Annotated in this window: 8 protein-coding genes; 5 read left to right on the forward strand and 3 right to left on the reverse strand. The window is 55.5% G+C overall.

All coding sequences use genetic code 11. From position 1 onward, the window contains the following. Positions 1-153: 153 nt before the first annotated feature. Together Poly24_RS16930 and Poly24_RS16935 are read left to right on the forward strand one after the other, a co-directional pair. Complete coding sequence (locus Poly24_RS16930; protein ID WP_145097953.1) at positions 154-2,796, forward strand: PSD1 and planctomycete cytochrome C domain-containing protein; 2,643 nt, start codon at positions 154-156, stop codon at positions 2,794-2,796. Positions 2,797-2,802: 6 nt separating this feature from the next. Further along, positions 2,803-4,257 (forward strand): DUF1501 domain-containing protein, encoded by a 1,455-nt coding sequence (locus Poly24_RS16935; protein WP_145097956.1) that lies wholly within the window; start codon positions 2,803-2,805, stop codon positions 4,255-4,257. A gap of 346 nt (positions 4,258-4,603) precedes the next feature. On the opposite strand, the gene Poly24_RS16940 is transcribed toward Poly24_RS16935, so the two are convergent. Both Poly24_RS16940 and Poly24_RS16945 read right to left on the reverse strand, forming a co-directional pair. Beyond that, entirely contained in the window at positions 4,604-7,111 is a 2,508-nt protein-coding gene (locus Poly24_RS16940) for a serine/threonine protein kinase (RefSeq protein WP_145097959.1), read from the reverse strand. After that, positions 7,111-7,650, reverse strand: a complete 540-nt coding sequence (locus Poly24_RS16945; RefSeq protein WP_145097962.1) for an ECF-type sigma factor — start codon at positions 7,648-7,650, stop codon at positions 7,111-7,113. The genes Poly24_RS16940 and Poly24_RS16945 overlap by 1 nt, the downstream gene beginning before the upstream one ends. Before the next feature lie 421 nt (positions 7,651-8,071). Here Poly24_RS16945 and Poly24_RS16950 point away from each other — a divergent pair, with 421 nt between their 5' ends. Continuing rightward, positions 8,072-8,593, forward strand: coding sequence for a hypothetical protein (locus Poly24_RS16950; RefSeq protein ID WP_145097965.1), 522 nt, complete (start codon positions 8,072-8,074; stop codon positions 8,591-8,593). Positions 8,594-8,696: 103 nt separating this feature from the next. Further along, the gene (locus tag Poly24_RS16955; protein WP_197451976.1) at positions 8,697-9,491 is read left to right on the forward strand and encodes an SHD1 domain-containing protein; all 795 of its coding nucleotides are present in this window, start codon (positions 8,697-8,699) and stop codon (positions 9,489-9,491) included. Between the two features lie 118 nt (positions 9,492-9,609). On the opposite strand, the gene Poly24_RS16960 is transcribed toward Poly24_RS16955, so the two are convergent. Beyond that, on the reverse strand, positions 9,610-11,211 hold the full coding sequence (locus Poly24_RS16960; RefSeq protein WP_145090452.1) for a transposase: 1,602 nt from the start codon (positions 11,209-11,211) through the stop codon (positions 9,610-9,612). A gap of 216 nt (positions 11,212-11,427) precedes the next feature. Here Poly24_RS16960 and Poly24_RS16965 point away from each other — a divergent pair, with 216 nt between their 5' ends. Next, on the forward strand, positions 11,428-14,484 hold the full coding sequence (locus Poly24_RS16965; RefSeq protein WP_145097971.1) for a hypothetical protein: 3,057 nt from the start codon (positions 11,428-11,430) through the stop codon (positions 14,482-14,484). Positions 14,485-14,643: the final 159 nt, after the last annotated feature.

Here is a 14,643-nt window from a genome sequence, read left to right on the forward strand (position 1 = left end):
GCGTAGATGTCTTTCATCTCGTTGCGATTCATGTCACAATGAGATTCCCCCCGCCTCCAATCCTCCTTCCTAATCCTGGTGCCTCGCGTCGGCGAAGTCTCGCTTCGCATGACGTGTCTGCGTGCCAGGCCCCTCCTTCCCGTCAGGTTTGCGATGCATCAGAAACCTTTCGTCACCATTGGCTTGATTGTCGCTGGGATCAGTTTCCTGCTGCCCCAAGTTGCCGTGAGCGGCCAACCCGCCGAGCCACCGCATTTCGAAACGCACGTCCGGGCCATCTTTAAGAAGCACTGCTTCCATTGCCACGGCGAAGAGGAGCACCCCGAGGGTTCGCTCGATCTACGCTTGGTTCGCTTCATGCACGACGGAGGCGATTCGGGCCCCTCGATCGTTCCCGGAGCTGCCGCCGAAAGCGTGCTTTACCAGCGGATGCGCGATGGCGAAATGCCACCCGATGAGAGCAAGCTGTGTAGCGAAGAAGAACTGGAAATCGTCCGACAGTGGATCGATTCGGGAGCGACCACGCTTCGTCCCGAACCCGAATCGCTCGACGGCGGGCTGTTCATCACCGAAGAGGAACGGTCGCATTGGTCGCTGCAACCGATCGTGCGTCCAGCCGTTCCCGAGGTCGCCGCAACGGAATCGGTCAGCAATCCGATCGATGCCTTCTTGTTGGCCAAACTGGAAGAAAAGGGATTCGGTTTCAGCCCCCGAGCGGCTCCCAATGCTTTGATTCGCCGGTTGCATATCGACCTGCATGGCCTGCCACCGACACCTCAAGCGGTGGAAGCGTTTACCGCCGAAAACGATCAGGTCGCCTGGCAGCAGTGGATCGATCGCTTGTTGAGCGAACATGAGTATGGCGAACGCTGGGCCCGGCACTGGTTGGACGTCGCCGGATATGCCGACAGCGAAGGGTACAACGATGTCGACGCGCCGCGGCCCCATGCGTGGCGATACCGCGACTATGTGATCCGCGCCTTTAATAACGACAAGCCGTTCGATCGTTTCATCCACGAACAACTGGCGGGCGACGAAATGATCTCCACGCCGTTGAACAACTTGAGCGACGAAGACGCCGAATTGCTGACCGCCACCGGATTCTTGCGGATGGCTCCCGACGGAACCGGCGGCGCTGTCGACGACGTCAACGTGGCTCGCAATGCAACGATCGCCGACACGGTCACGATCGTTTCCTCATCGTTGATGGCGATGACGGTCGGTTGCGCCCAATGCCACGACCATCGCTACGACCCGATCTCACACGAAGACTATTTCCGTTTCCGAGCGATCTTCGAACCGGGATTCGATTGGCAGAAATGGCGTAGCCCGCCGAAGCGTTTGGTTTCGCTGTACACCGATGCGATGCGAGCCGAGGCGGCGAAGGTGGAAGCGGAAGCCAAGAAGCTCGACGCCACGCGAATCGCCAAACAGACCGAATTCATCGACGCCACGTTCGAAAAACAACTGGAGAAGCTGCCCGAAGAGACGCACGAACTGGCTCGCGAGACTCACAAGACACCGGTCAAAGAGCGAACCGATGAACAGAAAGCGTTGATCAAAAAGTATCCCAAGCTGAACGTGACGGCCAGTTCGCTGTACCTCTACGATCGCAAGGCCTCGGACGAATTGAAGGCGATGGCGGCAGAGGCGAAGAAGGTTCGGGACACGAAGCCGAAACAAGAGTTTGTCCGCGCGTTGACTGAAGTTCCCGGACGCGTGCCGGTGACTCAATTGTTCTATCGCGGCGATCACGAACAACCCAAGCAGGAACTGCAACCGGGAGGACTGACCGTCGTTTCGATGAACGTCGACCTTCCCGAGGTCCCCTCCAACGACACCGCGTTGCCAACGACAGGGCGACGGCTGGCATTCGCCAGGCGGTTAACCGACCCCAAACATCCGTTGACAGCCCGGGCCTTGGTCAACCGAATCTGGATGCATCACTTTGGCCGCGGCTTGGTCACTTCCCCGAACGATTTTGGCATCCTTGGTCAACTGCCGTCGCATCCGGAATTGCTCGATTGGTTGGCTTCGGAGTTTATCGACAGTGGTTGGAGCCTGAAGCACATCCACCGGTTGATCCTCTCTTCGACAGCCTGGCAACAACAATTGCGCGTCGCGCCCGATCAAATCGCGGCCGATCCGGACAACGAACTCTACGGCGGGGCGCGACTGTTGCGTCTCGATGCCGAAGCGATCCGGGACAGCATGTTGGCGATCGCCGACCAAATCAATTCCAAGCCGTTTGGACCGGCCATTCCCGTGATGCCCGATCCCGTCGGACGCTTCGTGATCGGAATCGAAAACAGTAGTGCCGGCCGCCCCGGTGCGGTGATCGACATGAAGGGGGAAGATCTGCGACGCAGCGTCTATGTCCAGGTCCGACGAAGCCAACCGTTGAGCGTGTTGGAAGCGTTTGATCAACCGATCATGTCTCCGAACTGCGATCTGCGAAGACCTTCGACCAGTTCGACTCAGTCGCTGATGATGCTCAACAGCGATCAAGTGCTCGAGTTCTCGCGGTTGCTTGCCGAGCGATTGCAACGCGACGCCGCCGATGATCTCGACACGCAAATCGAGCTCGCTTGGCGATTGATCTTCGCTCGCGCCTGCAGCGACGACGAACGGGCTGCGGCAAAAGAATTGGTCGCCGAACAGTCGGCCATTTTTGCGACGCAGCCAGCTTACAAGGCCGATGCAAAGAAGAAACCTCAACGAACTCCGGACCAGGAAGCGCTGGCGACATTGTGCCAGATGTTGTTCAGCTCTAACGAATTCTTGTACGTGGATTAAGACGTAATGACGAACCTACCAAATATCGATAGCGTATCGGCACGCCGACACTTCATGGCCTCGAGCGCGATGAGCGTTGGATCGTTGGCGATGGCATGGATGAACCAACAGGAAGCCAAAGCGAATCCACAACAGCCGAACCTGGAACCGCTCTCCTTCGACACGCTCCCCAAGCAACCGCACCATCCGCCCAAAGCCAAGGCGATGATTTCGTTGTGGATGCAGGGCGGGCCCAGCCACCACGACATGTTCGATCCGAAGCCGGAGATGGTCAAACATGACGGCGAAGATTTCCCCGACGAGATCAAATATGACGACGCGGCTAACGCAAGTTCCAAGATCTTTGCTTCGCCATGGAAATTCTCGCCGCAGGGCGAATGTGGGATGGAATTGTCGGAACTGATCCCGCACACCGGGTCGATTGCCGACGAAATCTGCCTGATCCGGTCGACCAAAACCGGAGTCAACAACCACGGCCAATCGATCCGCGCGCTGCAGACCGGCCGAATCACCGCCGGCCGACCCTCGCTGGGCAGCTGGCTGACCTACGGCCTGGGGAGCGAAGCGGATAACCTTCCCTCGTTCCTGGCGTTGATCGATCCAGGCCAACTGCCCGTGCAAGGCGTGGAAAACTGGTCCAACGGCTGGCTGCCATCGGTCTATCAGGGAACCGTGATCCGGCCGACCGAACCGCGAATCCTCGACCTAACTCCGCCAGCTCACCTGAAAGGAAAAGCCCAAGCGCGAGCGCTCGAATTTCTGGAGCAATTGAACGAACAGCATCGCGCCCAACGGCCCGGGCAACACGATCTGCAAGCTCGGATCGCCAGTTACCAATTGGCGGCGAAGATGCAAGTTGCCGCGACCGATGCGATGGACCTGAGCCAAGAGAGCCGGGCGACTCAGGAAATGTATGGGATGCACGAAAAGGAGACCGCCGATTACGGCAGCCGTTGCCTGATCGCTCGCCGATTGATCGAACGTGGCGTCCGTTTTGTGCAGGTCTACACCGCGAACCAGTTGTGGGACAGCCACGGCGGCATCATCAAGGGCCTTCCAGCCGCGTGTCGCAAGGTCGACCGACCGAGTGCCGCGTTGGTGCGGGATCTGAAACAGCGTGGGCTGCTCGATTCGACAGTCGTCCACTGGGGCGGTGAGATGGGCCGCTTACCTGTCGTGCAAAACGATGCCGGACGGGCGAAATACGGTCGCGATCACAACACCCACGGTTTCAGCATGTGGGTCGCCGGCGGCGGCTTTAAAGCCGGACACGTGCATGGCAAGACCGATGAGTGGGGGCACAAAGCGATCGAAGATGTCGTCAACCACTTCGACTACCACGCCACGCTGCTGCATCTGTTTGGCCTAGATCACGAACAGTTGACGTTCCATCGCGCCAACCGCGACCAAACGCTCACCGACGGCCAACCGGGCCAAGTGATCCCAGGACTGTTGGCTTAAGCACGTCGTATCATATTTTCTCGTTGCAGCGCGAGCGTACCCCGCCGCGCGTCCTTCCCAAAGGCGTGGCGATGTCCACTCAGTGAACCTGCTTGCTTGAGAAGCCACCGGCTCCAAGGCGTTTCAACAGAAACGCAGTCTCGGCATTCCCGGTGCTTGGGCTTCTTGTTTTGCATCGTGCTTCATTCGATCACAATGACAAAACTGCCTGTCCCCCAATTTCCGCTGGAGTGAAGGCTTCAGCCGACCGCGCGCATCGTTTCAACAAAATTGGGGACAGGCATACTTTGGCCCAAAAATTGGGGACAGGCACACTTTGGCCAGGCATCACGATTGAGGGACAGCCTCATTTTGCCCGATCTCTTGGGGTGTCCCCTTCTGCGTCCCCTTTCTTGACAAGACTAGCCATCCAGATATCGGCACGACCGTGTCCACCGTCAGCGTGTTGGGCAACAAAAAGAAGTGACGTCGCGTTGGATAACAGACGCGGTGTACCGATGCCGCTCATTTCGGGGAGGTTCATGCGAACCGGGGCGGACCATGGTGCCGTCCAGTCATCCCTTGTTGCCCAAAACAGGGCTGTCCGTATGGGCGTCTCGCCTGGATTGATCTGCGTCGCAGAAACAAACATACGTCCGTCCTTGCTTAACGTCGCGCCCTTCATCGGTACCCCCGAAGCATCAAATGAGGAGATCGTAGATGGACCAAAAGGCTCCTTTTGTGATGAGCGTCGCCAAGTCTGCAGCACGTACCGGGACTCGGTCTCCGAGAGCACCTTTTTTCGCATGCTGAACGCCGTTAACCGATCGCGTGTCAGGCTGACGATGTTGGGCGGAAGCCCGGCCTCGTCAGCGCCCTCAACCGGCGGCGACCAGGGTTGATTCTTGCTTTCTCGGCGAGCGGTGAATCGCTTTGCACCTCGCATAAAGCTGAGAGTCAAACCATCGTCTGACAATTGGGGCGAGGTCTCTCCGGCCTTCGTGTTGATCTCCGGCGGCAATCCGACGGGTTCGGACCACTCAGCGTTTGCTGATTGCCGAGTTAACATAAAAAGGTCCCGGTCTGTGGAGTCGACGCCCCGGCTCGACGAGACGACGAGCGTCAACCCATCGGCAGACATATCGGCACCAAACTCCATCTGTGGGGAATTGACTATCGGGCCGAGATTCTTGTCCAATTCCCAATCCCAGTTGCCCGCTGTAATCCGGTCCGCTGCGGAACCGTGTGCTTGGACAAAGTGGTTGTGGTTCGTAGCAATTGTATCCGCATCGGCCAATGCTTCGCTGGTTGACGATGTTATACCGGGTTCGGTTGTGACGCCCGACGGCGCGTAGGTGTGTGAAGACTTCCACTCCGGTAGATAAATGGCGGCAAGCGCGATTAGCACGACGGCAAAGATTGCCCCAAAGATCAGGGGCATTCGTTGCTTGGTGACTGGGGAGCGCACGGACTGGCCCGAGGTTGCGACCTTCCCCGCGTCGGTTTCGGCAGGCGCCGCGGCATCCGGCAACGAAGCAGGACTTTGCGACTCCGGACGCGCGATGCGACAATCTTCCAACGCCACGATCAGTTCACTCATCGACTGAAATCGATGGTCTGGTTTCTTGGCGACCATCTTCCTGAAAACGGATTCAACCGAATCCGGTACGTCTGGACGTTCCTCCTGCAACGACGGAATCTCGCCCTCGCGATGTTCCACAAAAACTTTGAACACGGTGCTACCGGAATAGGGCGTGTCCCCAGTAAGCAAGAAATACAGCGTGCATCCGAGGCTGTAGACGTCCGACCGAAAATCGACCAAATGAGCGTCGAGTGATTGCTCCGGTGCCATGAACGATGCCGTGCCGAGTATCGCACCGGCAGTGGTTAGCTCAGCTTGGCTGACCTGAGTGCGCCCGCTTTCGTCTTCCGGCTCCGCATCTTTGTGGCGAAGAGAATCATCGATGTGCGCGAGTCCGAGATCGAGTACCTTGATCGTTCCTTGGCTGCTAACCAGCAGGTTTCCGGGTTTGATATCCCGATGCACGATCCCACGCTCGTGGGCATGTTGCAGCCCGACAGCCGCCTGACGGATATAGTCAACCGCCAGGCTGAGTGACAATGGTCCTGAATCGCGTACCAACTTGTTTAGGTTGTCGCCGCGGACGTATTCCATCACCAGAAAATGAACGCCGCGACTTTTGTCGGCATCATACGCCCGCACGATGTTGGGATGCTCCAGAGTGGCGGCCACACGGACTTCTCTCTGAAAACGTTTGACCTGGCTTGCAGAGCCGAGCATCTGCGGCGAAATCATCTTCACCGCAACAACACGATTCATGGTGCGATGTATGGCTTTGAACACCATCCCCATCCCGCCGACGTCGATCAAATCGAGAATCAGATACTTGTCGATCAACAGATCGGGCTCTCCCTTCAACAGCGCAGACGCTTGGTAGTCCGTTAGCTTACCTTCAGTGACGAGTTTCGATGCAAGTGTTCGAGGATCTGTGCCGGGATCGTCCACGGACGTCGAATGACTGATCGATTCAAGCTCATCCGAAGTAAGGACCCCCACTTCGGCGAGCTTGGAAAGAAAATCATCACGACTGACTGTCGATGGAGCGTCCGGTTCATGCTGAGGGCTTGACGGTTGGTTGTCTTCAGCACGAGGTAGGTCCGCGATAACATCGTCCAAATTCTGTTCCAGCCGATCGAAGGTAGGCTCTGCGTGTCCCAGTAACGACATCACATTACGAAACAGAGGTGGATCGGTCGCACATTCACGTCTCAGCCAGGGTTCGCGTTCAGTGTCCGGCAGCTCGAGAGCCGCGAGAAACAGTTCCTGCGCCCTTGCAGTTGGGGAGTCAGTCATTAGTCGTTCTCGTCGTCCGGTCCAAGTTCGCGGTACAGCCATGCCTTGGCGAATTTCCAGTCGTTGTTGACGGTTCGCAGCGAAATATTCAGCTGCTCAGCGATCTCTTCGCCCTTCAGTCCGCCAAAAAACTTCAGTTCCACAATCCTCGCAGCCCGTGGCAACTCTTTCGCAAGTGCTTCCAGAGCATCGTTGAGGATGAGGACGTCTAAACCTTTGGCGTTATCGGCGACCGAAACGTGCAACGGAATTCCCCGGCCATCTTTCCCTCCGCGTTTCTGGCGTTTTCGTTGACGTGCGTAGTCCACCAACAGCCGCCGGATGATCGTCGCGCCCGCAGCGAGCATCATCGATCGGTCCCCAGGATCCACATTTCTCTGGTCCTGCAACCGCAGAAAAGCATCGTTGACCAGGAGCGTCGGTTGCATCGAATGACCGGCACGTTCCCCCGCCAGCGCTTTCTCAGCCATGCGATGCAATTCGTCGTAAATCGACGGATCCCACTCATTTGCATCGTTTTTTTCGGGAGTGTCTGTCACGCGGAAATGCTGCGGTTTTTGGGAACGGAGAACAACTAGAAAAAAGGTTGAAAAGCGTCAGGCTCGACTGCACTCACGTCCCTGATATCTCGCCAACAAGCGTGGAGAACACAATCTGGAAAAGCTGTTTGCCCGGCCACCCCCGGCCAGAAACGACCGTTCGCGTTTTCCGGCACTCCCTTGCCTTAAAACAAACAAAGTATCCCATGAGCACGCCCCTCCCGACGGGCAATTCATAACCGAACAGAATAATCGCTGCACGCCCAGCCTTCCAGAATGGTTCAGCATTGCGAGCGGTTACGGCAAGGAACGCCTCTAAGCGGGGCAGTGAAAATATCTCAGCAAGTTTTGCACACGCGCGAGCACGACGACGCCAAGTGATGTAGAGACGCAAATCAACCAACACCGCGAGGACCGACCAATGAATGACAATGACTTCTATACCGCCCTCGGAGCCAGCATCGACGGTAAAGGAAACGTCGCGAGCATTGCCAGTATGTACGGAGCCAGTCAATACCACAGCCTGATAAGTTCGGAACGGGTCAGGGAGCAGATGAGGCCTGGCAGAGACGCCGCAGTCGCGACAGGACCGGGGATTCTTGACGACGCGGCAGAATTCGCAGCCGAATGGACAGACAACATTATCGACTTTGTTTCATCCGGTTTCACATGGGTCCCCAGCTGGACGGGGCTGGTATTCAAGGCGACTGGCGTCTTGGCGTTTCTGGTTGCTGGAGTACACCTCGAATGCACCGGACTCCTTCTATTGGTCATGGCTGCAATTGGTTGGTTTGCCCCCTTGATGGTGAAATTCCTGTGCCGCCTTACCCTCGGTCTCACGCTGATGTCTCTCTATCTCTGCTTCTTGATCCTGACGGTGGTTCTCGTACTGGGGATTGCATTCGGCACTCTCGCGGTACTCGCAGCAGTATGCGGATCTTAAACGCGTCCGTATTCGTTCGAACAACCGTCCTCAAACGATCCTCGATGAAAGGCAAATCATGGGTCCAAGAATAAAACAAGAAACACGTTTGCGGAATGCCCGTATGTTCAGCGTTCGCCTGACCAACTATCTGCAGTTTCTGATTTTCGTTGTCGCATCTTGCCTCACGGCGTTCACCGATCTAAACGCCCAGGAACCCCGAGTTTGGCGGACCGCAGATGGCAAACACTCGGTCGAGGCGGCCCTGATTGGCCAAACCGACGATCGCGTGAAGTTGCGGAGGAAGGACGGCCGGATCATCGAAGTCGCGATCAACGTGTTGAGCGAGCAAGATCAGATTTATGCTTCGGAAGCGGCCGAGCGATTGACGCAGAACACTCAACAACCGGTCGCGGGCGATCAGATCGATCGCGATATGCAACGTCTTGCGTCTCAGCATGGTTTAGCGACGCTGAATGGTTTGCCGGTCGTCAGAGCGGGGCACTTCCTCGATCCTGCGGGGGCAAACCAGTCAGACGCTAGTAGAAGACGATACCAACAGGCGAACGAACAACTGGCGAACGAACGGGCGGCTCTGGCAAGGTTTATCGAACGAGTCGTTCTCGGTGCCGCCCCCTCCTACTTTGAGGACCAACTACCGACGTTCATTGCCAACCACCTCCCCAAAAATATCGCGGATACGTATATCCAGTACCGATTCCAAACAGACGGCGCCCTTGGCGTTTGGAAGGGTGCCGACGAATTCCAAAGGAACGCGTCGCGACAGGCTTTTGAGCAGAAACATGCGAAACAACTCGCCGATTTGGCTGTCCATTCTCCAATCCGCCTCCGCTTTGTTTCCCAGGCCCGATTTTCAACGTATGATGAGGCGGCAAAAAGGTCATCTCGAATGGTATGAAGAATTTTCGATCAGCAGTATTTTTTCACGCAATCGCCGACCTTCTCGATGCGCAGCTAGGGCCAGGGAGACGTGGCGCCGATGCATTGCTGGCAGATGCCCGCGCAGACCACCTGCTTTACCCAACTGCCGAGCGGTAGGCGGCAACGCGACGGATGTTCAGCCCGAGCGCGCGCAGGGTTGCCACATAGGTGATGTTGAGCATCTTTCGGACTCGCAATCGAATCATTCCCATCTGGTACTTGAGCCTTGACATGGTTGCCTCAACTCCGGCACGCCATCGATAACGGTCACGGAACTCGTCGCCTCTTTCCTTCAATCTGCGTAGTCGAAGGCGCACGCGATCGTGTGTGTATTGGTAGCGAACTGAACTACGTCCTACCGATGATGCTGGACACCGATCCTTGTGAGGACAACTTTCACATGTTTCCGTCATGAAAATGACTTGAAGACGAATGCCAGCGACGCTCGTCTCTGCAGGCCGCTGTCCGGCAGGACACCGTGTAATGCGTCCTTCGTCATCGACGTCAAAGTCTTCAAGCGTGAACTTGCCTTGCAACTTTCCTTTAGGCGTTTGCGCCGGAGCAACGATTTCAACATCGCGACCATTTCCGTTTTCGATGCACTCAGTCGATCCATAGTGCGAGTCGGCAAGAAGTTCCTGCGGCTTGATGCCACGCTGCTCAGTGTCATCGAATGCAGGAGTCAGTGCGTCTTTGTCGTGCATTGTTAACGGGTCCACAGCCACATGGGTGATCAGATCAGGTTTTGGAGTGATTGAAGTATCTGGCTCCTCGGAATCTTCCTCGTCATACGTTTCCATGATCTGTACGAGATAGCCCGTGCCGCGATGTTTGTTGTAGCGAGCATCGGGATCAGCCGGATTGATCACGCCATCACATCCCGTTTTACTCGGTGGCCGCACAGTGACGGGTGCTTCACCTGTGCTAGAGACCTCACACTGCTCGTGAAAAATTTTCCGTAGCAACTGGTAGCTCTCTAAAGTCGAGCATTCCGTTTCTTGAAAGAACTCAACGAGTTTAAAGACATTTCCGGCGGCTTCCGATATCCGCTTTCTTGACTCACTGGGCCGTGTGTCGCCAAAGCAACCGTCGCCTGTTCGCGTTACATATTTGCGAATGATTTCTGGATCGACCAACGAATATTGTTCCGGATGCTTTCGTTTGAGCTCCCGCAGAAACTTGCACGTTGCCTCGACTAATATTCCCAGCCTAGTCAATCCACGGATGGCTGATCGTACTGCGGTCGAGTCAAGGCGTTGCTTGCTTGTGTCGACACCGATCTCCTTGATGAGTTTGTCTGTCAGCGTGCGGAAAAGAACTTGATCAAGGCCAGCGTCGAGCACCTTCTTGCGATAGTTGCGGAGCGTTCGCTCGCAGATGTATGCATCGGAATTGTGCCTGATATCCAACGCGTAATGCCAAGCGATATTCAACGCGATTGCTTCAGTGGTTTGCTGGTCGGTGAAATCATGGAGTTGCTGAAGAATCAACGCACCGATCGCGACATAGATATCCTTCGTCGGACGCCCAAAATCATCGCGAAACCCGGTCGCAAGATCGCGGACAGGAAGCTGCTCCAACAAATAGTCCCGAAAAACTCCGGCCCAACTCCGATCAAGCAAACGTCTTCGCTTGGGCCCCAGATATTCCCATGGATCGAACAGGTCACCGGTATGATGGTCGCGTAGAGTTAGCATGAAGCAAACTTAGCGCAAACCCAGGTTTACGCAACTCCAAACGCGAGACTTTTTGCCGCCCCGTCAACGTATGACTTTGTTCGCAACGGAATGGCTGTCGCCGCGTTGACCAAAAGTTTCGAACCGATGGCGCCCGGGACGGAATGGGCCGACTCGCTGCCAGTCTTGCCGACAACGGGAGCGTCGCGAAAGAAATGGAATACATTGGCTTCACCATTGCAAGGTTCAACATTTTGGAAGGTTGACCCATCGGTGGTTCAAAACCTGCCATCCAAAACCCGATCTTTCTTGGGGCGAAATCAGATCGAACGGTGGGCCTTTGTAGGCACGGTAGTAACCTTTCAAAGCGTGCCACTATTGGGCCATGTCGCACGCGAAGAACCAGCGTTTTTTGCCAAGGTCGAGTCCGTTGGGCTGTACGCTGAACCGACGCTCAAAACGCTGCGGCATCGGTTCGACCTGCAGTCATTACCGGCCCCCGTGTTGTTGAATGAGGGCCACGAAGTCATCGGCGAAAAAGGTCAGCCAATTCCATTGGATGAGTTGGCGCTGGCTGGATTGGCAGCCAACGATCCGACCTTTGAAGTTCACCCAGAGTTTTGGGGGGCGTTATGGGGACACATCAGCAAATTGGACGAAGAACGCTACGCAGCGATTAATCGAGTGGTCAAGGAGAGTTTTCAAGCGAACCACGCAGTTGCCAATTTTGCTCGTTTAAATCAAGAGCCCGACGAGGAACAACGGAACAAGGCGATCAGCATCCTGGCGGGCCTCCAGGCACAGGGAGATGAAATGCTGGCACCCAGTCGGCGCCCTTTCTTTCCGACCTACTTGGGACGAAACGGCCGATATGCTCATGAAAAAGTGGAAACATTAAGTCCACAACAGCAATCGTGCTTGACCAATTGGTTGGTCAAACGGAATCAGGTGGCTGAAGACCGATTCCAGATACTCGTCCAAGTCCAAACGAATGGGGACACCGATGAGCCAACGGTTATTGACCACCCGCATCGTCCAGAACTGCATGAAAAACTGCAAGAGTTGGGGGCCAAACCTGATCACCACTATTCGCTGAATGAAAACTTGGCCTTCGATCAACGGGGCCGCTTGAGTAAAAAGGGAACTCAGACCAATCTGTTTCGAGCGCCGGGCACTGCATACAAGAGTCTTCAGTTTCTGCTCGATTTCGGATTCCCCGTCGACACCCTGGTCAGAAAACTGCCCAAGGAGGTTGTCGATAAGTCGCTGGCATTGAAACCGGACGATATCCCGATTGCGGTCAAGGGTGAGTTCAAAGTGACCGGACTGGAGGTCCATGAGAACTTAATCGGAGATCAGCCCTACGTGGTGCTGAAAGCAAATCCCCAGAAACTTATCGCACTCTCGGACGAAAAAACGATTATCTTCTCGGAAGCCTTGGATGTAGGCTCGCTGAATAAACTGGCAGCCAACAAACCGAAGAGGGCGATTCCAACGGTCCCCAGCGATCAATCAGGTCCGCATCGGTTCACGCCACAAAACGTTCTTCCCCTGATTGGCAAAATTGCTCCAGAGTTTCTTGAAAACGAACAGCAACTCGATCAACTCATGGCCATGCGATGGAGATTGGAGAATAGTGGGATGTCGGGCGTGACCAGCGATGGCGTCCGTTTCTTCAAGAAAGGATCCCGTCAACTTCCAGCTTTCGAGGAACGCAAACCTCAAGCCGATGAATTCAAGGCGTGGACGCGTCGCTGGAGTGAAGCTCTACCCGAGGACTTCGCGGTTCAATTTGAGAATTTTGAATTCGTGGGGAATGATAAAAGCATCCGCAGCCCAGCCATTCTTTCCGGTGGCCAGCCATATCGATGGCTAACCATCGACCTGCGTATTTCTGACATCATCTACGAACTCAATAACCCCGAACGCATTCATCCCCCCATGCCAGCTGAGGAAATCAGTGCAATCTCGGAGCTGCTTTCGCTTGCCCCGCCTGATGTCTTTCTAGATCAGCAATACGCAATTCCTGACGCCAAGGGGGAGATTAGCCAATGGCCCGCCGCAAGCAATCGGCGGATTGCGGGCATACCGGTCGCCAATCAGTCGGAACCGATTTTTCCGTTGCTTCGATTTGATAAGGAGATCTGGCCTCCGGAGAATGCTGAACTATCCGCTTCGACGCAGAATCCAAAATTGGAAGTTGTGCTGCACCCTGAGACATTCGAACTTCTTGACAAACCTCCTCGTCACCACTGGATCGATGGCTATTGGCGGTATCGACGTACGGCCCCCCAAGACGATCGCATGAGGGACGCGGGGAAGTACGCAATTATCGGAATGCGTTTAAAATCAGCCCGATTGGTTGATCCAGCCACGGGCAAAACCGTCTTACCTTTAGTTCTCAAAGAGTACCGAGCTATTAAGGAAAGAGTGGTTGAAAAAGCACAACCACCCAAGCCAGCGAAGGAGGATAGCGGTTCAAAACAGTTCGATAAATCGATCGCAGGCGTAAAACTGGGGATGAGTTTTGACGACGCCGAAAAAGCAATCCAAGAGCATCTGGACGTTGGACGGGTGTTGGTCGCTGACCGAGGGCTTTCGAAGCAGCCGACTCCGGCCGATTTTAAGAAGATTCAGCCTTACACCTCCGGTCGCCTGTTCGTATCCAAAGACGGCCGACAGTACATGGCCATTTTCGACGAGCCCCCCGCGGCGAGTCGCAAAGTCGTAGCGATGTGGATGCGCCGCCACGTCTCGGATCAGGAAATGGCTAGCCGGTTGTGGCGGGGGGCACTGATCAAGAGCCTGACTGATCAATATGGAAGTGCGAGAGAGAATTTTAACAACGGAAATTCGGCATCGGGCCTGCCGATCAGTTCTTTCTGGAGGGAGAAACGACACGACTCTCAAGTCCTCGCGTTGCCTTCTGGAATAGGAAAAGAATCTTTGTGGTTGGAAAACGGAGAACGAACGACTTGGCGACCTCCGGGCCAGGTAGAGGAAGGAGCGAAGTTCTCCCAAGACGCTAAAATGCTTCTACCGGAATTAAATTCGAACCATCTGGTTTCGCGGTCTTGGCAACCACCAGGTCGAGCAGAGATTCAGGACGATGCGATCATCAACGCAAGTGGCCCAGCCCTCGGTTCCACTATTGAGATGCCGCACTGGGGAGCTGGTGGCTCTTTAACGCCCGACGACTCGCTAAATCCAATGGTCACCACCTGGATTGTCGATCCGCCTGCCTACATCAAATACTATCGGGAAAGCCAAGCATTGGTTAAAGCCAGTAAGTAACGTGTTGACGTTACTTACTGGCGGGGACAGTGCATGCGCTTCCTGCGGCTTAACCTAGCAAGGGCCTTGTTCTCTATATGTAGAGCTAGCAATGCGCTGACCGTGAAACACACGATTGAGGGACAGCCACATTTTGCCCGGCAACCTAATGTCGGATCC

It is taken from the genome of Rosistilla carotiformis, assembly GCF_007753095.1.
Taxonomy (GTDB): Bacteria; Planctomycetota; Planctomycetia; order Pirellulales; family Pirellulaceae; genus Rosistilla; species Rosistilla carotiformis.